Source organism: Lautropia mirabilis, assembly GCF_900637555.1.
GTDB lineage: Bacteria > Pseudomonadota > Gammaproteobacteria > Burkholderiales > Burkholderiaceae_E > Lautropia > Lautropia mirabilis.
Window position 1 is genome coordinate 1239944 of the sequence record NZ_LR134378.1, and the last position, 21252, is coordinate 1261195.

Below are 21252 nucleotides of genomic sequence, written 5' to 3' on the forward strand. Positions count from 1 at the left end.
TCGGGCTGACCCGTGGAGAGGGGATGTCTTTTCAGTGCCCGGCCGTGGCGGCCGCGGCCTGCACCAGCGTGGCATACAGCGTCTGGGCCCCCGAGGCCACGAACTGCACGCCCACGCAGATCAGCAGAAAGCCGCTGAGTCGGGTGATCACCTCGATACCGGTATTGCCCAGCCGGGTGGTGACGGTGCGGGCGCTGCGCAGCAGCAGGAACTCCACCAGGCAGACGCCCAGCATGGCGCCCAGAACGGCCAGGTAGGCGCTGATGCGGTGCTGGAAGGTGCCCAGCTCGCGGATCTTGGTCTCCAGACCAATGACGACGGCGATGGAGCCGGGGCCGGTGATGCCGGGCAGCGCCAGCGGGAAGAAGGCGGGGTTGCTGTACTGCGCCTTGGCCACTTCCGAGACCTCGGCCTTGCCGTACAGCATGCCGTGACCCAGCAGGGCGATGATCATGCCGCCGGCCACCCGCATGGCACCGTAGGAGATCCCGAAGGCCTTCATGATCAGGCTGCCGGCGAACAGGCTGCCCACCAGGATGCAGAAGCAGTAGATGGAGGCCGAGGTGGCGGTGCGCCGGGTGGCGTCCGCATCCAGGTTGCCGGTGACCGAGGTGAAGATCGGCAGCGTGGCCGGCGGATTGATGATGGTGATGAGGCTGACGAAGCTGCCCACCAGGAACGCCGTGAAACTGTCTTCCACCATGGGGTCTGCCCGCCTGCCGAAAGAATACCGAAAGGCATTGTCCGGTCCTGCGCGGTGCTTGGCCAGCGTGGACGCAACAGTGTTGCGCAGACCCCTAATCGTGAAAAGGCCCGCCAGGCGCAAAGCCGTGGCGGGCCGTGATGGGAGGGGAAGGAGGCCGGGGTCAGGCCCCGACCTTCGTCCCTGGGCTGAAGCCTCAGCCTTCCATGGCCTTGACCATGTCCTCGACGACCTTCTTGGCGTCGCCGAACACCATCATGGTCTTGGGCATGTAGAACAGCTCGTTGTCCAGGCCGGCGTAGCCGGAGGCCATCGAACGCTTGTTCACGATCACCTGGCCGGCCTTGTAGGCGTCCAGGATGGGCATGCCGGCGATCGGCGAGTTGGGGTCCTTCGCGGCCGGGTTCACCACGTCGTTGGCGCCCAGCACCAGCACCACGTCGGTCTCGCTGAACTCGGGGTTGATGTCCTCCATCTCGAACACCTGGTCGTAGGGCACTTCGGCTTCGGCCAGCAGCACGTTCATGTGCCCCGGCATCCGGCCGGCCACCGGGTGGATGGCATAGCGCACCTGCACGCCTTTCTCGATCAGCTTGTCGGTGAGTTCCTTCAGCGGGTGCTGGGCACGGGCCACCGCCAGACCGTAGCCCGGAACGATGATGACCGAGTCGGCGTTGGCCAGCATGAAGGCTGCATCGTCGGCCGAGCCGCTGCGCACCGGGCGCTGTTCCTTGGCACCGCCTGCCTGGCCGGCAGCGGCCGGATCGGCACCGAAGCCGCCCAGGATCACGTTGAAGAACGAGCGGTTCATCGCCTTGCACATGATGTACGAGAGGATGGCGCCGCTGGAGCCCACGAGCGAACCGGCGATGATCAGCATCGGGTTGTTCAGCGAAAAGCCGATGCCGGCTGCCGCCCAGCCCGAGTAGCTGTTGAGCATCGAGACCACCACCGGCATGTCGGCACCGCCGATCGGGATGATGATCAGCACACCCAGCACGAAGGCAATGGCGGTCATCAGCCAGAAGGGCGTCCAGCCCTGGGTGGCCGTGAACCAGATGCCGCACAGCACCATGGCGATGGCCAGGATGAGGTTGAGTGCATGCTGGCCGGCGAAGGTGACGGGCGCGCCCTGGAACAGGCGGAACTTGTACTTGCCCGAGAGCTTGCCGAACGCGATGACGGAGCCCGAGAAGGTGATGGCGCCCACGAAGGTGCCGATGAACAGCTCGATGCGGTTGCCCACCGGGATGGGCTCACCGTGGCCGACGATGTTGAAGGCCCACGGCTCGGCCACGCAGGCGATGGCGATGAAAACCGCCGCCAGACCGATCATCGAGTGCATGAAGGCCACCAGCTCGGGCATCTTGGTCATTTCCACCCGGCGTGCCATGACGGTACCGGCAGAGCCGCCCACCAGCAGGCCGAAGATGACCAGCGCAATGCCGGAACCGTTGGACTGGGTGCCGGCGGCCCCCTGCAGCTTCAGGATCAGCGCCACGGTGGTGACGATGGCGATCAGCATGCCCACCATGCCGAAGACGTTGCCGCGGCGCGAGGTGGTGGGGTGCGACAGCCCCTTCAGGGCCTGGATGAAGCACACCGAGGCCACCAGGTACAACAGAACGACGAGATTCATGCTCATCAGAATGCTCCAGAAAACGATACGGGCTGCGCGATGTCAGGCTGCCGGGCAGCCAACCGCGCGGTGACGAAGGGTTGGGCCATGACGTGTCTCATGCCTTGTTCTCCGCCTTGCGCGGTTCCTTCTTCTTGAACATCTCCAGCATGCGCCGGGTGACCAGGAAGCCCCCGAACACGTTGACGGAGGCGAGGATCACGGCCAGAAGGCCCATGCTCCTGCCCAGGCCGGTCTCGGTGAGGGATGCTGCCAGCATGGCGCCCACGATGACGATGGCCGAGACGGCGTTCGTGACGGCCATCAGCGGCGTGTGCAGCGCCGGCGTCACGTTCCAGACAACGTGATAGCCCACGTAGATGGCCAGCACCAGGATGATCAGGTTGAGAATGGTGGGATTGACGAGTTCCATGTCGTGAAACCTTGTTTGTATTCGGTGAAGCCGGCCGTCCGGGCCGGCGCGGGCTCAGGCCTTCTGCTCGCGCAGCACCTGGCCGTCGCGGGCCACCAGGCAGGCCTTCACGATGTCGTCTTCCAGGTCGATCTTGAGCTTCTTCTCGTCGTCGACGATCAGCTTCAGGAAATCAAGGATGTTGCGGGCGTAGAATGCCGAGGCGTCGGCCGGCACCATGGCGGGCAGGTTGCCCACCCCGGCGATGCTCACGCCCTGGTGGCGCACCACGTTGTCGGCCTTCGACAGTTCGCAGTTGCCGCCCTGTTCAACGGCCATGTCCACCACCACCGAGCCGGGGCGCATGGATTCGACCATGGCGCGCGTGACCAGCACCGGCGCCTTGCGGCCCGGGATGAGGGCCGTGGTGATCACCACGTCGGCCTGACGGATGCGTTCGGCCACGGCCTTGGCCTGGCGTTCCAGCCAGGACGGCGGCATCGGGCGTGCATAGCCACCCACACCGGCGGCGGCCTCGCGTTCCTCGTCGGTCTCGTAGGGCACGTCGATGAACTTGGCACCCAGCGACTCGATCTGCTCCTTCACGGCCGGACGCACGTCCGAGGCCTCGACCACCGCACCCAGGCGGCGGGCCGTGGCGATGGCCTGCAGACCGGCCACGCCGGCGCCCAGGATGACCACCCGGGCTGCCTTGGCGGTACCCGCAGCCGTCATCATCATGGGGAAGAAGCGCTGGTACAGGTTGGCGGCGACCAGCACGGCCTTGTATCCGGCAATATTGGCCTGAGATGAGAGAACATCGAGGCTCTGGGCACGCGTGGTGCGCGGGGCAGCCTCCAGGGCGAAGGCCGTCACGCCCGTGGCGGCCAGACGCGCCAGGCCGTCGGCATGGTGGGGGTTGAGCATGCCCAGCAGGGTGGAACCTGCCTTCAGCTGGGGCAGCTCTTCTTCCATGGGGCCGCGCACCTTGGCCACCAGCTCGGCGCCGAAGGCACCGGCGGTGTCCACGATCTGTGCGCCGGCTTCCTCATAGGCTGCATCGGTGATGTCGGAGGCCACACCGGCCTCACGTTCAACCAGCACTTCGTGGCCCGCCTTGACCAGTTTCTTGACGGTCTCTGGCGTGGCGGCCACCCGGGTTTCGCCTGGACGTCGCTCTTTCGGGATCCCGATTCTCATGGGCAGATCCTTTCTTGGGGGGTTTCTGGGGCCTCCGGCTCATGCCGCCCCCCGGCAGGCAGGCTGCACGCGAGGAGGCAGGGGTGACCGGAACTTCCCTTAAGGGTTTCCATAATTTTCTACAATGTTCGCATGAAACGTACATTACCGGACGGAGAAGGCCGTCAGATCGTTGTAGGGCTCTCGGGCGGTGTCGATTCTGCCGTCAGTGCCTGGCTGCTGAAAGAGGCGGGCTGGCAGGTCACCGGCCTGTTCATGAAGAACTGGGAAGATGACGATGACAGCGAGTACTGCTCGTCGCGTCAGGACTGGCTGGACGCCGCCAGCGTGGCCGACGTGATCGGCATCGACCTGGAGGCCGTCAACTTCGCTGCCGACTACCGCGAGCGGGTCTTCAGCCTGTTCCTGCAGGCTTACGAGGCCGGCTTCACGCCCAATCCCGACATCCTCTGCAACGCCGAGATCAAGTTCAAGGCGTTTCTGGACCATGCTCTGGCGCTGGGGGCCGAGCGCATCGCCACCGGCCACTACGCCGGCAACCGCATCGGGCCTGACGGCCTGGCGCAGCTGCTGCGCGGCGCGGACGCCAACAAGGACCAGAGCTACTTCCTGCACCGGCTGAACCAGTATCAGCTCTCGCGGGCCGTCTTCCCGCTGGCGGGCATCACCAAGCCCGAGGTGCGCGAGATCGCCGCCCGCATCGGCCTGCCCAACGCCACCAAGAAGGACTCCACCGGCATCTGCTTCATCGGCGAACGCCCGTTCCGCGAGTTCCTGTCGCGCTATCTGCCCACCAAACCGGGCCCGATGGTCGATGACCGGGGCGTGCAGGTGGGCGAGCACGTCGGGCTCTCGTTCTATACCCTGGGTCAGCGCAAGGGCATCGGCATCGGTGGCCGGCGCGACAACGCCGACGGCACGCCCTGGTTCGTGGCCGGCAAGGATCTGGCCAGCAACACGCTCATCGTGGTGCGCGGGCACGACCACCCCTTGCTGCTCACGCAGCGCCTGGCCGCACGCGATGTCCACTGGATCGGCGCAGCCCCCGAGCCGGGGCACCCCTATGGCGTGAAGTGCCGCTACCGCCAGCAGGATGCTGAAGGGTGGGTGCAGTCCTCATCGCCGGAGGAGGGCGCCGCCACGGACGCGACCCCGGCAGGTGCATCGGCGGCGGTCACCGGGGCCGAAAAGCCCCCCTCACGCATCGAGGTGGGCTTTGCAGAGCCGCAATGGGCCGTCACCCCCGGCCAGTCCGTCGTCTTCTACGACGGCGAGGTCTGCCTGGGCGGGGCCGTCATCGACCGGCAGGGGTGAAGAGGGCGGCTGCCCACTTCCCGGGGTTCGCGTCCGCCCACCCTGCACGTAGCCCGATATCGGGTGTCGGGGCCTTGAGCCCAAGGGCAGGCGGTGGGCGCCCCGCATCCGGCTGACTGTTCCATCCATTCGTCCGCGAGCCATGGCGCCGGGCCTGCCAGGGCGACAGAATCCGCCACATGGACACCCTGGGCACAGATCGAGACCTTCCTGCACCCGGCGCCAGAACGGCGCGGGGGGGCGCGGCACGTTTGCGCCCCGTGATGGTGCGCCGCCAGCGCCGCCGCCTGCTGCAGCTCATGACCATCGGCCTGGGCGTCCTGCTGGGGCGTCCGGTACTGGCCACCACGTCCCGTCGACCCCTGGGGCCGATCTCGGCGGGTCAGCGCACGCTGATCACCGAATTCCTGCTGGTCCACACCCAGCTTCTGGCCGGCTATGTCCTGTCCGGCGCGGACGGCCAGGCCAATCATGCCACCCTCGACAGCCTGCGCCGCCAGGGGGATGGGCTGATGCAGCGCATCAAGCGCGAGTTGTTTACCCGTATCGAGCGGGGCGAGATGGCCCAGCTGGAGGCCCGCTGGCGTACCGTGGCCGATGCTACCCGCACCCGGCCCACGCTGGACATCGCCCGCCTGATGCTGCCCATGGCGCAGGAAGTGGCCGCCCCGCTGGGCGCCTTGCTGCCGCCGGTGGACATCAAGGCCACAGGCGGCAATGAGGGCAGGGCACGTCGGCGCCTGCTGATGAGTCAGCTGCTGCTGGATGGCGTCAGTGCCTGCTGGTCGCAGGACCTGACGCACTGGGATCAGATGGACGAGCGCCGCGTGATGCTGGAGAAATGGCTCAATGCCGTGGCCCAGCAAGGCACGGGCGGCGTGCGCCTGCTGGCCCAGTGGAACCTGTTTGCCAGCGCACTGCCGCTGCGCAATGCCCCCTGCCTGCCGGGGGCGGCCCATACCCTGCAATCCGTGGGCGAACGGCTTTACAAGCTGCTGTAGGGTAAGATCGGGGGCTCTTTCGTACCCGTCCGAAGCTCCCGATCATGACCGCCGACACGTCCGCTCTCGATGCCCTGTCCCCCCTGGATGGCCGCTACGCCGCCAAGGTCGCGCCGCTGCGCGCCTACTGGTCCGAGGCCGCCTTCATGCGCCACCGCGTGCAGGTGGAAGTGGCCTGGCTCATCGCCCTGTCCGACGCCGGCCTGCCCGAACTGAAGCCCTTCAGCCCGGCCGCCCGCCAGCGCCTGGACGCCATCGTGCAGGACTTCGGCAGCGCCGACGCCCAGGCCATCAAGACCTTCGAGCGCACCACCAACCACGACGTGAAGGCCGTCGAGTACTTCCTGAAGAGCCGCGTGGCCGACGACGCCGAGCTGGCCGCCGCCAGCGAGTTCATCCACTTCGCCTGCACCTCTGAGGACATCAACAACACCTCGCACGGCCTCATGCTCAAGGGCAGCCGTGAAAAGGTCATCCTGCCGGCCATCGACGCCATCATCGACACCCTGCGCGGCATGGCGCATCAGTACGCCGCGCTGCCCATGCTGTCGCGCACCCACGGCCAGCCTGCATCACCCACCACCCTGGGCAAGGAAATCGCCAACGTCGTTCAGCGCATGCAGCAGGCACGCGCCCGCATTGCCGGCGTGGCCATCCTGGGCAAGATGAACGGCGCCGTGGGCAACTACAACGCCCACCTGTCCGCCTACCCCGACGTGGACTGGCCTGCCTTCTCGCAGCGGGTCGTCGAGGGCCGGCTGGGCCTCACCTTCAACCCGCTCACCACCCAGATCGAGCCGCACGACTACATGGCCGATCTCTTCCACGCCCTGGTGAGCTTCAACACCGTGCTGCTGGACCTGTGCCGCGACATCTGGAGCTACATCTCCATCGGCTACTTCACCCAGAAGCTCAAGGCCGGCGAAGTGGGGTCCTCCACCATGCCGCACAAGGTCAACCCCATCGACTTCGAGAACGCCGAAGGCAACCTGGGCCTGGCCAATGCCCTGCTGTCGCACCTGGCCCAGAAACTGCCCGTCAGCCGCTGGCAGCGTGACCTGACCGACTCCACCGTCCTGCGCAACGTGGGCGTGGCCTTGGGCTACAGCCTGCTGGCCTACGACTCTGCCCAGCGCGGCCTGGGCAAGCTGCAGGTGGCCGAAGCCGCCCTGGCTGCTGACCTGGACGCCAACTGGGAAGTGCTGGCCGAACCCATTCAGACCGTCATGCGTCGTTATGGTGTGGAGAAACCCTACGAGAAACTGAAGGAACTCACCCGCGGCCGCCACATCGGCCAGGCGGACCTGTCCACCTTCATCGACGGGCTGGACATCCCCGAAACCGCCCGCGCCCAGCTGCGGGCGCTCACGCCGGCCAGCTACATCGGCCGGGCCGAGGCGCTGGCGAAGAAGGTCTGACGATCACGGTCATGGAGAAGGCCCCGCAGCCTGCTGGTCCTGGCAGGTTGCGGGGCCTTTTCATGGGTGCAGGATGCCGTGGCATCAGGTCCGCTGCAAAGCGCAGGGACGGAATGCCTCATCTGACCGTGTGCTTCTTCGCAATCTCCACCACCTTGTCCACCCGCTGGGTGTAGCGCGGGTTGTCGGCCAGGTAGTCGGTCGTCATCCAGGTGTCGACGATGACCTCGGCGATGGCCGGGCCGATCAGCTTGCCGCCCAGACACAGCACGTTGGTGTTCGAGTGCGAGCGTGCCAGTCCTGCGCAGAACGGATCCTGTGCCACGGCCGCATACACGCCGGGGATCTTGTTGGCGATCAGGGCGCTGCCGTAGCCCACGCCATCGATGAAGATGCCGCGCTCCACCTGCCCGTCGCTCACCGCCAGCGCCGCCGGGTAGATGAAGTCCGGCAGGTCGCAGCCTTCTTCCGAGAACGGCCCGAAGTCCACCACCTCGTGACCCTGGCTCTCCAGCCGTTTCTTCAGCGCCGCCTTCATCGAAAATCCGGCGTGGTCGCCCGCCATGGCTATCTTCATGTCCGTGCTCCGTGTGGGTGAGGGGGGAAGAAGCAAGTGTGCCCCAGAACCGCCCGGCTGGCCGGGCATGTCCGGGCAAGGGGGCATGGATTAGAGGGCGTCAGCCCTTGCGCACCTTTGTAATATATGAATGGTTATCATCCGCTACAGAGATGATGTAGCATTCGCATGCTGACGCTGACGCTGACGCTGCAGTCCCGGTCCCGGTCCCGGTCCCGGTCCCGGCAAGGCACGCAGCCTTTGTGGCTGACGGCAGGAAGGAGACCCGCCATGCACTCATTCGATCCATGCAAGCAGCCGGCGCTGCGATGTCCAATACCATGACCTTCCGCGTCATGGATGATGAATCAGAACACAATCAAGAATCAAGACAACTAACCCAGGTGAGGAAAACCATGAAAGCACTCAACGCCACCCTGCTTGCCCTGTTGCTGGGCGCATCGGCATCCGCGTCCGCCCACAGTCTGTGGACCCAGGGCGAGAACAAGGATGTCTTCGAGGCCGACCTGATCTACGGCCACGAGTTTCCCAAGCCTGAGGTCATCCCCGAGGCGCGGCTGGTGCTGTTCGAGGCACCGCAGGTGATCAGCGCCAGCGGCACGCAGACACTCGTGCAGTCGGGCGAGAACTACCACTATCGCCATTCCGCCAAGCTGGGCAAGGGAACCCACGTGCTGCTGGGCACCTACAAGCCCACGTATTGGACGAAGAAGGCCGACGGCAAGTGGGCCATGGCCAAGACGCGCGCCGACTTCCCGGATGCGCAGAGCTGCGGCCTGTACTCGATGAGCGGCAAGAGCTTCGTCATCATCGACGATGACGGCGCCTTCGCCACCAAGCCGGTGGGCAAGGGCTACGAGATCACGCCGCTGGCCAGCCCCAACGACATCAAGGTCGGCGAGCTGGCCAAGTTCCGCGTGACGCTGGACGGCAAGCCGGTGGCGGATGCCAAGGTCGTGGGCAGCCCGGCCGGCTTCAATTCGGAAGAGGTCGAGATCGAGGCCTTCTATGCCGAGACCGACAAGAACGGCGAGTTCTCGTTCCGGGCGCTGAAACCCGGTCCCTGGTACCTGTCGTCCGAGGTCGAGCAGGCACCGAAGGATCCCAAGGTCTGCGACAAGGTGGTGGACGAGTTCACGCTGAGCTTCAACGTGAAGTGATCCCGATACGGGCCGTGCGCCTGGCGCCGGCCCGTTGCTGCCATCAGCGCGTCCGCCAGGTGATGGGGCGCGACACGGTGCCGGTGATGTTGCCGTACCGGTCCGTCACGTTCTTCTGGTGGCGCTCGGTCACGCGCTGGCCCAGATAGGCCAGGGCCTGGCCGGCCTTCCAGTTCTGCGGCACGCGCCACTGGGTGCAGCTCACGCGCGAGAAGTCGTTGACGCCCACTTCGGTGCACAGGTTGAAGTCCGACGACCGGCGGCCCCGCTCGGCGCGCATCACCACCTGTGTGGTGCTGTTCTGGTCCTCCCAGCTCAGGGACTCGGCGCCGTACATCAGCACCATGTTCCGCTTCAGGCTCCAGGGCTGGCTCAGCTGCATGTGGGTGGCGTAGGCCTGGTAGCGGGTATAGGCGCCATCGAAGATCTCGCCTTTCTCGATCCGCTGCACGGTATCGATCTTCAGCAGCTCGGCATCGGCTGCGGCCTGCTCCAGGTTGTCCGGCAGCTTGTTGGCCGACAGGCCCGTCATCACGCGCACCGAGGCAAAGGTGTCGCCGTCCGCGATCTTGTCCAGGGACGCACGGTAATCATTGAAGAAAGGCTGGGTGATGCCGTTGCCGGACTCCGTGGCCTTCACCGACTGTTCGATCTTGATCACCGGGGGCTCGCCCTGTTCGCTGGTGCGGGCTTCCACCGTGCCGACATTCTGCGTCAGAGCCGTGGCCAGCACGTCGCCCCGGATACCCGTGCTGGAGATGGGCTCCGCCTGGTTGTCGGTCAGCAGGCTTTCAGGGGGCAGGGCGGTGGGCAGCGCAGCGATTGCCTTGGTGGTGGCTGACTTGGTCGTTGCTGCATTGGAGGCGCCTGCATCACCCGATCCGTCGTGGCTGCCGCAGGCGGCCAGCAGGGTCATGATCGAGAGGCTCAAGGCGAGTCGTTTGAAGGTAGCGTTCATGTTGCCTGTCTATCCATCGGGGACCGGTCGTTCTCTGACGCTTGCCCCGTCCTGTGATTACTTCGTTTATGAAAGGTGAAAGGCCCTGTTTCTCGGGCTTTTTCCATCGTAGATAAGCCGCCGCCATCACACCGAAACGACAGGTACAAAAAATGTGTCATGTCGAACAAGTGAACAGTTGAGGCCCGGAACTGGTTACGAGAGGCCGTGTGCGCGCAGATTTGCTGACGACTTGTTGCCGATTTCTGGTAGTCGATATGACGAAAGATGTCGTGTTATGTCGCCATCTGGGTGTCATTCGGTCGGCATCGCGGTCTTCCTGAGTACCGTGCTGGCCCACTTCGGCCGCCCCATCTACGGGCAGTGGTTCCGCCACTGATCCGTCGGGCAAGAAAAAGGCGCCAGGACCGTAGTCTCTGGCGCCTTGGGTGATCCCGCAAAGCCGGTCCCTGGGGCCGGCTTTTCCGTTCTCAGGGCAGTTCCACCTCGGTGGCGTCCTTCTTCTTCACGGGCTTGACCAGGTCCTCACGCTTGAGGCCCAGGCGCATCACGATGGCAGCAGCCACGAAGATCGAGGAGTACACGCCAAAGCAGATGCCGATGGCGAGCGCCAGCGAGAAGTAGTGCAGCGTGGGGCCGCCGAAGAACAGCATCGACAGCACCATCATCAGCGTGGACGTGTGGGTGATGACCGTCCGCGAGGTGGTGGTGGTGATGGCGTGGTCCAGCACCTGGGCGGTGGTCATGTTCCGGGCATGGCGCTCGCGGAACTTCTCGCGCACCCGGTCGAAGATGATGACCGACTCGTTGACCGAGTAGCCCAGCACCGCCAGCACCGCGGCCAGCACCGACAGCGAGAATTCCCACTGGAAGAAGGCGAAGAAGCCCAGGATGATCACCACGTCGTGCAGGTTGGCGATGATGCCTGCCACGCCGAACTTCCATTCGAAGCGGACGGCCAGGTAGATCACGATGCCGGCGATCACCACCAGAAGCGCCATGGCGCCGCTGGTGGCCAGCTCCTGACCCACCTGCGGGCCCACGAACTCGTTGCGGCGCAGCTCCACCGACGGGTCATGCTGCTTGAGCGCAGCCAGCACCTGCTCGGCCTGCTTTGCGGCCGAGACGCCTTCCTTCAGCGGCAGGCGGATCAGCACGTCGCGCGAGGTGCCGAAGTTCTGCACCTGCGGCTCCGAGAAGCCCAGCTCCTCGATGGCCTGGCGGGTCTTGCCCAGGTCGGCCGGCTGTGCGTAGCTGAACTCCATGACCGTGCCGCCGGTGAACTCCACCGACAGGTTCAGGCCGCGGGTGAACAGGAACAGCACCGCCAGCAGGAAGAAGACGATCGAGATGGCGTTCAGGATCGTCACATGGCGCATGAACGGGATGTCGCGCCGGATCTTGAAGAGTTCCATGGTGTGCTTGCTCCCTCAGCGCTTGGCCGGTTTCGGATCATCCAGGTGCCAGTCGCTCTGACCGACGGACAGATGCTTGACGCGCTTCTTGCCGCCATACCAGAGGTTGACCAGCCCGCGCGAGACGAACACCGCCGAGAACATGGAGGTGAGGATGCCCAGACAGTGGACCACGGCAAAGCCCTTGATGGGGCCCGAACCGAAGGCCAGCAGCGCCAGGCCCGCAATCAGCGTGGTGATGTTGGCATCCAGGATGGTGGCCCAGGCGTGCTCGTAGCCGGCGCTAATGGCCATCTGCGGCGAGGCGCCCTTGCGCAGCTCCTCGCGCACGCGCTCGTTGATCAGCACGTTGGCGTCAATGGCCATGCCCAGCGTCAGCGCGATGGCCGCAATGCCGGGCAGCGTGAGCGTGGCCTGCAGCAGCGACAGCACCGCCACCAGCATCAGCAGGTTGAAGCCTAGCGCCACGGTCGAGAACAGGCCGAAGAGCAGGTAGTAGACGATCATGAACACCGCGATGGCCAGGAAGCCCCAGGTCACCGACTGGAAACCCTTCGAGATGTTCTCGGCACCCAGGCTCGGGCCGATGGTGCGTTCCTCGATGATGTCCATCGGCGCAGCCAGCGCACCGGCGCGCAGCAGCAGCGCCAAGTCGCCGGCGTTCTTGGCCGAACCCATGCCCGTGATCTGGAAGCGGCTGCCCAGTTCGGACTGGATGGTGGCCACCGTCAGCACCTCGCCCTTGCCCTTCTCGAAGAGCACCACGGCCATGGGCTTGTGGATGTTCTTGCGGGAAACTTCGCGCAGGTGGCGGCCGCCGGCCTCGTTCAGGCTCACGGCCACGGCAGGCTGCTGGTGCTCGTCGAAGGTGGCCGAGGCGTTGGTGAGCTGCTGGCCGGTGAAGATGGGCTCACGCCGCAGCACCACCGGGGCGCCACGGCCCTGGCGGAACAGGTCGGAGCCGAAAGGCACCACGCCGTTCTCGCTGGTCAGGGCACGCTGGGCCTCGGGGCTCATGTCCACCAGACGGGCTTCCAGCGTGGCGGTACGGCCCAGGATGTCCTTGGCACGCGCCGTGTCCTGCACGCCGGGCAGCTGCACCACGATGCGGTCAGCGCCCTGGCGCTGGATGACCGGTTCGGCCACGCCCAGTTCGTTGATCCGGTTGTTCAGCGTGGTGATGTTCTGCTGCACCGAGTTGTCCAGGAAGGTGCGCATGGCCGACTCGGTCAGTGTCAGCAGCAGCTGCGACTGAGCGCCGCTGCCCCGTTCCTGCACCGCCAGGTCGGCCTGGTTGTCACGCAGCAGTTCCTGGGCGCGGGTACGGGCATCCTCGCTGGCAAAGTCCAGAACCAGCTGCTTGCCGTTGCGCTTGATGCCGTTGTGGCGCACCTTGCGGTCGCGCAGCAGCGTGCGCACATCGGCCATTGCACTGTCCAGGCGCTTGTTCAGCGCCTCGGTGGTGTCGATCTGCATCAGGAAGTGCACCCCGCCGCGCAGGTCCAGGCCCAGGTACATGGGCAGGGCGTGCAGCTGGGTCAGCCACGTGGGCGAGGCCGACAGCAGGTTCAGCGCGGTGATGTAGACCGGATCGGCCGGATCCGGATTCATCGCCTTCTCCAGCACGTCGCGCGCGCGCAGCTGGGTATCGGTGGTGTCGAAGCGGATCTTGACGGAGTTGTCGTCGCGCAGCACCCCCGTGTTGGGGATGCCGGCCTTGTCGAGCGCGGCCAGCGCCTGGCTTTCGGTGGCCGCGTCGACCTTGATGGTCGCCTTCTGGCTCGATATCTGAACCGCTGGCGATTCGCCGTAGAAGTTGGGGAGGGTATAGATCAGGCTGAAGATCAGCGCCAGCCCGATGAGGGCATATCGCCAGAACGGATATCGATTCACACTCAGATGGCCTTGATGGTGCCCTTCGGAAGAAGGGTCTGGACGGTGGACTTCTGGAAGTTCATTTCGATGGACTTGTCGCCAGAAGCAGAAACTTCGACGGTAACATAGGCGTCACCGACCTTGGTGACCCGGCCGACGATCCCGCCAGCCGTCACCACTTCATCCCCTTTTTGCAACGCTGCCAGCATGTTCCGATGCTCTTTGGCCCGCTTCATCTGCGGACGGATCATCAGGAAGTACATGGCCACGAACATCAGGATGATGGGCAGAAAGCCCAGCAGCTGGCTCTCGGCGCCGGCGGGGGCGGCAGTCTGCGCGTAGGCGGTGGAAATCACGATAGGGTTCCTTTCAGGGTTGAAGGGATGGATGGGTGAACCCGTCATTATAGCGACGGGGCGTCTGCCGGGCGGTCGCTGCCATGGCCGGCGCTGCGGTATCGTGGGGGCGACCGAAGCGATCGCCCTGCGGGATCATTCATGTTTCACGGCGTAAAAGTGCGCCGCGAGGGTACATCGCCTCAGCCGTCCAGCCCGCGCTGGCGGTCCTTCAGGAAGGCGGCGTGGAAGGCCGCAAAGCGCCCCTCGGCAATGGCCTGGCGTGCCTGGGCCATCAGGTCCAGATAGAAGTGCAGGTTGTGTACGGTGGCCAGATGCGCGCCCAGCATCTCGCCCACTCGCTGCAGGTGGTGCAGGTAGGCGCGCGAATGGTGGCGGCAGGTGCTGCACTGGCAGGTCGGGTCCAGCGGGCGCTCATCGTCGCGCCAGCGGGCGTTGCGGATCTTCAGGTCGCCGAAGCGGGTGAACAGCCACCCGTTGCGGGCGTTGCGGGTGGGCATCACGCAGTCGAACATGTCGATGCCACGGGCGATGCCGTCGAGCAGGTCCTCGGGCGTGCCCACCCCCATCAGGTAGCGGGGCCGGTCCGCGGGCAGCCGGTGGCCGATGTGGTCCAGGATGCGCAGCATGTCTTCCTTGGGCTCGCCCACCGAAAGGCCACCCACCGCATAGCCCTCGAAGCCGATGTCCGTCAGGCCCGCCAGCGACTCGTCGCGCAGGTCCTCGAACATGCCGCCCTGCACGATCCCGAACAGGGCGTTGGGATTCTCGCCACGCAGGAACTCGTCGCGGCTGCGGCGTGCCCAGCGCAGCGACAGCTGCATCGAGCGGGCGGCCTCTTCATGGGTGGTGGGGCGGCCGTCGATCTCGATCGGCGTGCATTCGTCGAACACCATGGCGATGTCCGAATTCAGCGCACGCTGCACCTGCATCGAGACCTCGGGCGTCAGGAACAGCTTGTCACCATTGATGGGCGAAGCAAAGCGCACGCCTTCTTCCGAGATCTTGCGCAGATCCCCCAGGCTCCAGACCTGGAAGCCGCCCGAATCGGTCAGGATGGGGCGGTGCCAGCCGTTGAAGCCGTGCAGCCCGCCCAGCTTCTCCATCACGGTCGTGCCGGGCCGCAGCCACAGGTGGAAGGTATTGCCCAAAATGATGCGCGCGCCCACCGCCTCCAGGTCGGCCGGCGACATGCCCTTGACGGCGCCGTAGGTGCCCACCGGCATGAAGATCGGGGTTTCGATTTCGCCATGGTTGAGCCGCAGCGTGCCCTGGCGGGCCAGGCCGTCGGTGTGGTTCAGCGTGTAATGCAGCATGACATGATGGAAGGAGGTGATTCGGGGAAGCGGCTGCAGAAGGCGGGGCCGCGGCAGCGAGTGTAAGGGAGCGGCAGGGTGAAAGGGGGCGCCGGATCACGCCGGGCCTGGGCCCACAGGGCTGGTCACGCCCGTCAGGCAGGCCGCCTTCGGCACCCAGGCACCCGGAGTGGTCTGGGTCATCCCGGACCATTCCGGATGGGGCCTGTTCAGGCGTCCCCCTCCACGGGGGCGCGATCCAGCAGCATGGCATCGCCATAGCTGAAGAAGCGATAGCGCTGCGCGATGGCGTGTGCGTAGGCGCGGCGGATCGTCTCGCGGCCCGCAAAGGCGCTCACCAGGATCAGCAGCGTGGACTTGGGCAGGTGGAAGTTGGTGAACAGGCGGTCCACCACCCGGAAGCGGTAGCCCGGGGTGATGAACAGATCCGTCTCGCCACTGCCGGCCACGCCGCCACTGGCTTCCAGCGCCCGCAGCGCCGTGGTGCCGATGGCCACCACCGGCCGTCCCTCGGCCTTGGCGCGGGCGATGGCCTGTGCCGTTTCGGCCGACAGGGTGTAGCGCTCGCTGTGCATGTGGTGCTGCGACAGATCTTCGGTGCGCACCGGCAGGAAGGTGCCCGCGCCCACATGCAGTGTCAGGTGTGCGCTATCGATGCCGCGCGCTCGCAGCGCCGCCAGCAGCGCCTCATCAAAGTGCAGGCCGGCCGTGGGGGCGGCCACCGCGCCCGGCTCGCGGGCGAACACGGTCTGATAGCGTGCCTCGTCGGCCTGATCCGGCTGGTGCTGGATGTAGGGCGGCAGCGGCAGCTCGCCCAGCCGCTCCAGCACCCCGGCCGCTGGTGCATCGAAGCGGATGCGCAGCATCATGCTGCCCGGCTCGCGTGCCGAGACGACCGTGGCGCACTCCGTGGCGTTCTCCGGCCCGAAATGCAGCCGGCTGCCCGCCTTGGGCGGGTGGCTGGCGCGCACCATCGCCAGCACCTCGTGCTCGCCGTCGATGCGCTCGACCATCACCTCGATGCGCCCGCCGCTTTCCTTGCGCCCGGCCAGCCGTGCGTGGATGACCCGGGTGTCGTTGAACACCAGCAGGCTGCCGGGCGCGATGAGTTCCGGCAGATCGGCCAGCAGCCGGTCGGCAGCGCTGGCCTCGGGCTGCTGCATCAGCGTCGTCACGTCCAGCAGCCGCCCGCCGGCGCGTTGCTCGGGCGGGTACTGCGCAATCAGTTCCTCGGGCAGGTGATAGTCGAAATCGGACAGCTTCATCGGGATGGATCAGAAAAAGGGGCGGGCATCACGGAGCGGGTAAAGGCGCCACGTCACGTGAGAGCTTCATGCGGAAGGGCCGGGCTCAGCGAGGATCCGGCGCTGCATCAGCCGGGCGCCAGCGCCATAGCCGGCTAGCTTGGTCTGCAGGCGTGGCGTGGGCGTCACGTCCTGAAAGCCATGGCGCTGCCAGAAGCGGACTGCCCCGGCCAGCGACACCAGCCGCAGGCTGCCCAGACCCTGCCGGCGTGCAGCCGCCACGGTGGCGGCCAGCAGGCGCTGGGCAACGCCCCGGCCATGCCATTCGGGGCTCACGGCGCAGTCGTGGACGAACCAGTGCCGGCCCGGTTCGGGCAGCGCATCCAGCAGCTCCCCCAGCGCGGGCGGCAGCCCGTCGTCCCACGGATACGAGACCAGATAGCCCGCCACCCGGTTGCCGGCCAGCGCCACCAGGCATCCCTGCGGTGCAAGCTGCTGGCGGTTCTGGAAGAACTCCACCGGCTCCAGCACCGGCAGGCCGACGTAGGCCTGCTTCTGCACCTGCATCAGCTGCGGCAGGTGGGATTCTTCCAGCGGCGATATCTGTACAGGCACATGGCCCAGACGATGGTGCGGGAAAGGCAAGGAGCCCATGGCGGAAGGCGGGAAAGGAAACGGCAGGAGTCAGGCAGGGGCACGCAGGCCCGGAGGCGGGCTGCAAGGGGCGCAGGGCGCGAGGCGGTGTACCTGCCACTGCACTGTTGTCAGGTGGCCGGGCGGTTGCCGCAGGCCTTGGACTTGGGCCATAATGCCAGCCGGATGCCGATGTTACAGGAAGCGGCTCCGTCCTTCATGGCAGCAGCCATGCCCGGGTGGTGAAACTGGTAGACGCAGGGGACTCAAAATCCCCCGCCGCGAGGCGTGTCGGTTCGAGTCCGACCCCGGGCACCATCTCTCTTTCTTTTTCTCTCTTTTGTCAGCGTGACGGCTGCGGCCATTGCAGCAGCAGCGGAACGGGCTTCAGCTCGTCCAGACAGCTGACATCCAGGGCAGCGGCGTCAGGGCGCCGCAGAAAATCCGCCATCAGCTCGGGCACACAGCCCGCCGACATCACGTTGTGTGCCTGATGCTTCAGGTGCAGATGACGCGCGTTCTTCAGCCCCGCCACGGCTGCCTCGCCCATGGCGTGACCAAGGGTGGGGTCGAACTCGCCTGTCAGTGCCAGCACGGGGATGTCCGGTGAAATCTGCTTGTCGAACCCTGCCGGGACTTCGCCCCGGGGCCAGCCACGACAGGCCTGGGCCATGGCCCTGATGTTGGCATCCAGCAGCAGCGGGTCGGGCCGGCCAGTGGGTTTCTGGAGACTGTCGAGGTCTTCGGTGCATGCCACGGCGGTGTACATGCCCATCGCCAGGATCTCCCGAAGCTGCTCGTTCATCTGCCGCGCCAGATAGCCGGGCACCTCATAGTGCCCCTGGGCCGCCTGATGGATCAGCAGCGGCAGCATGCTGGCTGTCTCGGGCGAATAGGCCAGCAAGCGCACCAGCGAGGCCATGGTCTCGTCCGTCAGGCGCTGGCGTACCCACTCGCCCCGGGGTGGCAGCTTCAGGTTCACCTCCACCGGCTTGGAACGCAGCTTTTCCAGCGCTTTCAGCAGCTGCGGGTACGGATCGCCCAGGGCCTTGCGGCAGGTGGCGTCTTCCGTGCAGCGTGCCAGCAGGCGCTTCAGCGCATCCTCGTGCTGGCGCGCATCCAGCTCGCCCAGATAATGCCCATTGGGCAGGGGAGAATCCAGGATCAGTGCTCGCGTCTGCTGCGGATATTGCCGGGCGTACTGCAGCGCCACCCGTGTGCCGTAGGAGATGCCCAGCAGATTGATCCGCTCCAGCCCCAGGGCCTTGCGCACGGCCTCCAGATCGCGCACGGCATCGGTGGTGGTGTAGAAGCGCAGGTCCGCCTTGTCTGCCAGTGCCTTCTGACAGGCCTGGGTGAACGCCACCAGCGCCTGGGGCGGCATCGACAGCATGTCGGTATCCGGCGCCATCGGGCAGTCCAGCCGGTTCGATCCCCCCGTGCCGCGCTGATCCACCAGCACCATGCCCCGGCGCTCGCGTATCTCGGCAAGGCTGGGCGCCAGCGCAGCATAGGTCTGCAGCGTGTCCTGGCCCGGACCGCCCGACAGCAGGAAGACCGGATCCTTCTGGGCCATGAAGGACTTGAGCGGCGGCGCCCACGCCAGTTTCAGTTCGATCTGCCGCCCCTGGGGCAGCTGCGGGCTCTCGGGCACCTTCAGCGAACCACACAGGGCACGAGCGCGTTGCTCCAGCCCCGAGGGCGCCTGCAGGACGCAGGGCTCGAACTGCACCTGTCCGATGCGCTGGGGCTTGGGGGCCGGCAGGGCAGGGGCGTCCGCCATGACCGTCAGCGGCAGCAGGGCAAGGCCCAGCAGCAGGCTCAGGCGGGTTCGGATTCCTCGGGCTCCTGACATGACAACCTCCTGTCGTTCCGGGTGCAGGGCCGGTGATGACACGGGTGTCGCCATCACCGACGGTGAGCGGAAGATACAGGCTATGTCACCTCACGGGAAGCAGGCGCGGCCGGACGGACGGCGCGTCGGCCCCGACCGTATTGCAGTGCGGGGCGTGACACCGGCCAGCTGGAGTCAAAGCTCGCCGACTGTCGTGGCTTTGGTTGCTGCCAGAGCTTCGGGGGCCGTCTTCTTCGCCAGCGATGTTGCGGTAAAGGCTTCCACGGCCGCCTTCGTGTCGGGCCGTGCAGCCGCCTCGAATTCCTCGGGGCGACGCAGCTTCACGGTCAGCAGCACCACGGCCAGCATCACGTCCGGCCAGGCCTGGCTGTTGCCGTCAAAGGCGGGCACCTGCGCCAGCGCACGCTTCAGTGCCGTGACGCTGCGCGCCACCAGCGGATGGTCGGCCGTGTCCGGCGCCTTGAAACGCACCAGCTTCACGATCTGGATCAGCATCTCCAGCAGCGCATGCGTCTGCGAGATGGCCGACAGCTCGGCTGCCGGTGGCATGGCACCACCCAGGTACAGGCAGATGGGCAGCGTGCCCGGAACAGCGGTCTTGCCGTCATCCAGCACCAGCACCGGAATCTGGCTCAGCGGGTTGATGGCCTCCAGTTCCGGCGGGTTCTGCCATGGGTCCACCATTTGCAACGACAGATCGTTGCGACCCAGCAGCAGCGCGCGGGCCAGGCAGATGCGCCCATAGGGCGAGGTGGGGCTGACATAGAGCTTCATGGCGGTCTCCGGTCGGGTTGTGGAAGCACCGATGGTACATCTCAAGATCACCCTATTGCATCAAATATGGGTTTTGATTGTTCACGTCAATTTATGCGTTACGTAAGATTGCGGGGGCAAAGGGGATGGGGGTGTTGTTTTGTCAGAGTTTCCGGTAAATAATATAAAAGCAAGCCATATTGCAAATAGAATTAGCAAAAAAACGTATCTTCCGAATGTTTTTTTTATCCAGTTGGCGCCGATTAGGGAGGTTGTGGCAAGGATTAGTAATGCGAGCAGGCTCCACGGGCCGTCAAACCAACTGCTGGCGTTCTCTATGGATTCAATCGACATGGCAAGTTGTCTTGTTGTCTGCAATGCTTGTTGTGTTTGATGTTTGAAGTGTGATTTATGTTTTATTTATTTTGATCGTTATTCAGAAGGGGCTCTGCCCCTTCCGTTGTTTTGGCTTTCAAGTTCGTGTCTGGGTTTGGGGGGTTAAATTCCCATAGAGGCCATTTCTATTGGCGACCTCCATCGGGATGCAGTCATGACAATGCACGATTCGGCTCGTCTGTTTGTTGCGATTGCCCTGATGAAGTCGATGATATCAAGTGCCTGGCTGAATATGTCTACGCCATTATTGAGTATCGTCCCTGGCATGTAGATCAGTCGTGCGCTTCTTGTGCATGAGTTTATCTCATTGACTGCCCTAACAATTATGGATGTCACCTCTTCGTTCATCTCCCAGTTTGTGCTGATTTTTGATCCGTCGTAATCCCATATAAGGGATGCGATTTTACGGAGATTTTGTTCTCCGTGTGTATTGTCCCATTCGGACTTTTTTCGTAAGGTCTTCGTGTCGTGATGGTTCTGGTTTGGTGAGGTAATTGTTGGTGCAAATATTCTCACCCATGCCTGAAATGAAGCGTCTTGATTGGTTTCTGTGTTGTTGCTGTAGTAGTTGATGCGGTTTCTGCTTATGTCGAATAAGGCTGCGCTTACTCCTCCGTGCGGGTGGATGAATAACGCTGCTCTGGTTTTTGTATGTTCATTATTGTCTCATCCTTCTAGGAATTTCGTCCCGTTTTTTAGTTGAATTATTTCTGTGGTGTGCGTGAAAGACTTGTTGAATGTGTCGCTGTCGTTGCGGGTTATGGCTTGAATTACTTGTTTTAGGCCTTGAGCCTCGATGAGGTTGTTGAAATGGCTTTTTTGTCCTGTAATGACGCTGGCTTCTGATGAAAACGATGCGATGGGCGTGGAAAGCAAGGCGAACAGGGTGAATGCTTGGATTGTTTTGCGAAGCATGTTAAGTCTCCTCTGATTGTTTCCGTATGATTCTATGCTGGAAATGTAATTATTGTATAATAACTTTCGATAAGTTGACTTTTTGATTGTGTTGTGAACGTATGTTTGTTAGGGTCAACGTGCTGATGGGGCG

General features: G+C 64.7%; 19 protein-coding genes and 1 tRNA gene. 5 read left to right on the top strand and 15 right to left on the bottom strand.

The window, feature by feature from the left end:
• Window positions 1–31: 31 nt before the first annotated feature.
• From EL249_RS05025 to EL249_RS05040, 4 genes are all read right to left on the bottom strand, one after another.
• Window positions 32–703 carry a MarC family NAAT transporter gene (locus EL249_RS05025; RefSeq protein ID WP_005673949.1) on the bottom strand — a complete coding sequence of 224 codons (672 nt, stop codon included), beginning with the start codon at window positions 701–703 and terminating at the stop codon, window positions 32–34.
• 196 nt (window positions 704–899) lie between these two features.
• Entirely contained in the window at window positions 900–2348 is a 1449-nt protein-coding gene (locus tag EL249_RS05030) for an NAD(P)(+) transhydrogenase (Re/Si-specific) subunit beta (protein ID WP_005673948.1), read from the bottom strand.
• Between the two features lie 91 nt (window positions 2349–2439).
• Window positions 2440–2754, bottom strand: a complete 315-nt coding sequence (locus EL249_RS05035) for an NAD(P) transhydrogenase subunit alpha part 2 (protein WP_005673947.1) — start codon at window positions 2752–2754, stop codon at window positions 2440–2442.
• A gap of 54 nt (window positions 2755–2808) precedes the next feature.
• On the bottom strand, window positions 2809–3933 hold the full coding sequence (locus EL249_RS05040) for a Re/Si-specific NAD(P)(+) transhydrogenase subunit alpha (RefSeq protein ID WP_005673946.1): 1125 nt from the start codon (window positions 3931–3933) through the stop codon (window positions 2809–2811).
• 132 nt (window positions 3934–4065) lie between these two features.
• On the opposite strand from EL249_RS05040, the gene mnmA reads away from it, so the two are divergent.
• The 3 genes from mnmA (at window position 4066) to purB (ending at window position 7666) form a co-directional block, all read left to right on the top strand.
• On the top strand, window positions 4066–5247 hold the full coding sequence (mnmA, locus tag EL249_RS05045) for a tRNA 2-thiouridine(34) synthase MnmA (RefSeq protein ID WP_005673945.1): 1182 nt from the start codon (window positions 4066–4068) through the stop codon (window positions 5245–5247).
• 179 nt (window positions 5248–5426) lie between these two features.
• Window positions 5427–6248: a hypothetical protein gene (locus tag EL249_RS05050; RefSeq protein WP_170169598.1), complete on the top strand. Its 822-nt coding sequence runs from the start codon at window positions 5427–5429 to the stop codon at window positions 6246–6248.
• Between the two features lie 44 nt (window positions 6249–6292).
• Window positions 6293–7666, top strand: coding sequence for an adenylosuccinate lyase (gene purB, locus EL249_RS05055; RefSeq protein ID WP_005673942.1), 1374 nt, complete (start codon window positions 6293–6295; stop codon window positions 7664–7666).
• 118 nt (window positions 7667–7784) lie between these two features.
• On the opposite strand, the gene EL249_RS05060 is transcribed toward purB, so the two are convergent.
• Window positions 7785–8243 carry an RpiB/LacA/LacB family sugar-phosphate isomerase gene (locus EL249_RS05060; RefSeq protein ID WP_005673940.1) on the bottom strand — a complete coding sequence of 153 codons (459 nt, stop codon included), beginning with the start codon at window positions 8241–8243 and terminating at the stop codon, window positions 7785–7787.
• A gap of 395 nt (window positions 8244–8638) precedes the next feature.
• On the opposite strand from EL249_RS05060, the gene EL249_RS05065 reads away from it, so the two are divergent.
• Entirely contained in the window at window positions 8639–9403 is a 765-nt protein-coding gene (locus EL249_RS05065) for a DUF4198 domain-containing protein (RefSeq protein ID WP_040529974.1), read from the top strand.
• A gap of 43 nt (window positions 9404–9446) precedes the next feature.
• Here the strand turns inward: EL249_RS05065 and EL249_RS05070 are convergent, their stop codons facing one another.
• From EL249_RS05070 to EL249_RS05100, 7 genes are all read right to left on the bottom strand, one after another.
• Window positions 9447–10361 (bottom strand): hypothetical protein, encoded by a 915-nt coding sequence (locus tag EL249_RS05070; protein ID WP_005673938.1) that lies wholly within the window; start codon window positions 10359–10361, stop codon window positions 9447–9449.
• Between the two features lie 470 nt (window positions 10362–10831).
• Window positions 10832–11776 (bottom strand): protein translocase subunit SecF, encoded by a 945-nt coding sequence (gene secF, locus EL249_RS05075; RefSeq protein WP_005673937.1) that lies wholly within the window; start codon window positions 11774–11776, stop codon window positions 10832–10834.
• A gap of 15 nt (window positions 11777–11791) precedes the next feature.
• The gene (gene secD / locus EL249_RS05080; protein WP_005673936.1) at window positions 11792–13669 is read right to left on the bottom strand and encodes a protein translocase subunit SecD; all 1878 of its coding nucleotides are present in this window, start codon (window positions 13667–13669) and stop codon (window positions 11792–11794) included.
• Between the two features lie 2 nt (window positions 13670–13671).
• Window positions 13672–14055, bottom strand: a complete 384-nt coding sequence (yajC, locus tag EL249_RS05085; RefSeq protein ID WP_005673935.1) for a preprotein translocase subunit YajC — start codon at window positions 14053–14055, stop codon at window positions 13672–13674.
• A gap of 134 nt (window positions 14056–14189) precedes the next feature.
• Window positions 14190–15323, bottom strand: coding sequence for a tRNA guanosine(34) transglycosylase Tgt (gene tgt / locus EL249_RS05090; RefSeq protein ID WP_005673931.1), 1134 nt, complete (start codon window positions 15321–15323; stop codon window positions 14190–14192).
• 209 nt (window positions 15324–15532) lie between these two features.
• Complete coding sequence (gene queA / locus EL249_RS05095; RefSeq protein ID WP_005673930.1) at window positions 15533–16588, bottom strand: tRNA preQ1(34) S-adenosylmethionine ribosyltransferase-isomerase QueA; 1056 nt, start codon at window positions 16586–16588, stop codon at window positions 15533–15535.
• 66 nt (window positions 16589–16654) lie between these two features.
• Window positions 16655–17221: a GNAT family N-acetyltransferase gene (locus tag EL249_RS05100; protein ID WP_005673929.1), complete on the bottom strand. Its 567-nt coding sequence runs from the start codon at window positions 17219–17221 to the stop codon at window positions 16655–16657.
• Window positions 17222–17433: 212 nt separating this feature from the next.
• On the opposite strand from EL249_RS05100, the gene EL249_RS05105 reads away from it, so the two are divergent.
• Window positions 17434–17518, top strand: a tRNA-Leu gene (locus EL249_RS05105).
• Between the two features lie 25 nt (window positions 17519–17543).
• On the opposite strand, the gene EL249_RS05110 is transcribed toward EL249_RS05105, so the two are convergent.
• The 3 genes from EL249_RS05110 to EL249_RS05120 form a co-directional block, all read right to left on the bottom strand.
• Window positions 17544–19055 (bottom strand): alpha/beta fold hydrolase, encoded by a 1512-nt coding sequence (locus EL249_RS05110; protein WP_005673928.1) that lies wholly within the window; start codon window positions 19053–19055, stop codon window positions 17544–17546.
• A gap of 174 nt (window positions 19056–19229) precedes the next feature.
• Entirely contained in the window at window positions 19230–19829 is a 600-nt protein-coding gene (locus tag EL249_RS05115; protein ID WP_005673927.1) for a glutathione S-transferase N-terminal domain-containing protein, read from the bottom strand.
• 1041 nt (window positions 19830–20870) lie between these two features.
• The gene (locus EL249_RS05120) at window positions 20871–21119 is read right to left on the bottom strand and encodes a hypothetical protein (protein ID WP_005673926.1); all 249 of its coding nucleotides are present in this window, start codon (window positions 21117–21119) and stop codon (window positions 20871–20873) included.
• Between the last annotated feature and the right edge of the window lie 133 nt (window positions 21120–21252).

What these genes read in the sequence shown, in the direction of transcription:
- EL249_RS05035 (WP_005673947.1), bottom strand. Translation starts at nt 2,754, where the DNA reads ATGGAACTCGTCAATCCCACCATTCTCAACCTGATCATCCTGGTGCTG.
- EL249_RS05060 (WP_005673940.1), bottom strand. Translation starts at nt 8,243, where the DNA reads ATGAAGATAGCCATGGCGGGCGACCACGCCGGATTTTCGATGAAGGCG.
- mnmA (WP_005673945.1), top strand. Translation starts at nt 4,066, where the DNA reads ATGAAACGTACATTACCGGACGGAGAAGGCCGTCAGATCGTTGTAGGG.
- EL249_RS05115 (WP_005673927.1), bottom strand. Translation starts at nt 19,829, where the DNA reads ATGAAGCTCTATGTCAGCCCCACCTCGCCCTATGGGCGCATCTGCCTG.
- EL249_RS05110 (WP_005673928.1), bottom strand. Translation starts at nt 19,055, where the DNA reads ATGTCAGGAGCCCGAGGAATCCGAACCCGCCTGAGCCTGCTGCTGGGC.
- purB (WP_005673942.1), top strand. Translation starts at nt 6,293, where the DNA reads ATGACCGCCGACACGTCCGCTCTCGATGCCCTGTCCCCCCTGGATGGC.
- EL249_RS05040 (WP_005673946.1), bottom strand. Translation starts at nt 3,933, where the DNA reads ATGAGAATCGGGATCCCGAAAGAGCGACGTCCAGGCGAAACCCGGGTG.
- EL249_RS05030 (WP_005673948.1), bottom strand. Translation starts at nt 2,348, where the DNA reads ATGAGCATGAATCTCGTCGTTCTGTTGTACCTGGTGGCCTCGGTGTGC.
- EL249_RS05070 (WP_005673938.1), bottom strand. Translation starts at nt 10,361, where the DNA reads ATGAACGCTACCTTCAAACGACTCGCCTTGAGCCTCTCGATCATGACC.
- secF (WP_005673937.1), bottom strand. Translation starts at nt 11,776, where the DNA reads ATGGAACTCTTCAAGATCCGGCGCGACATCCCGTTCATGCGCCATGTG.
- EL249_RS05120 (WP_005673926.1), bottom strand. Translation starts at nt 21,119, where the DNA reads ATGCTTCGCAAAACAATCCAAGCATTCACCCTGTTCGCCTTGCTTTCC.
- EL249_RS05065 (WP_040529974.1), top strand. Translation starts at nt 8,639, where the DNA reads ATGAAAGCACTCAACGCCACCCTGCTTGCCCTGTTGCTGGGCGCATCG.
- tgt (WP_005673931.1), bottom strand. Translation starts at nt 15,323, where the DNA reads ATGCTGCATTACACGCTGAACCACACCGACGGCCTGGCCCGCCAGGGC.
- yajC (WP_005673935.1), bottom strand. Translation starts at nt 14,055, where the DNA reads ATGACGGGTTCACCCATCCATCCCTTCAACCCTGAAAGGAACCCTATC.
- queA (WP_005673930.1), bottom strand. Translation starts at nt 16,588, where the DNA reads ATGAAGCTGTCCGATTTCGACTATCACCTGCCCGAGGAACTGATTGCG.
- EL249_RS05025 (WP_005673949.1), bottom strand. Translation starts at nt 703, where the DNA reads ATGGTGGAAGACAGTTTCACGGCGTTCCTGGTGGGCAGCTTCGTCAGC.
- EL249_RS05100 (WP_005673929.1), bottom strand. Translation starts at nt 17,221, where the DNA reads ATGGGCTCCTTGCCTTTCCCGCACCATCGTCTGGGCCATGTGCCTGTA.
- EL249_RS05050 (WP_170169598.1), top strand. Translation starts at nt 5,427, where the DNA reads ATGGACACCCTGGGCACAGATCGAGACCTTCCTGCACCCGGCGCCAGA.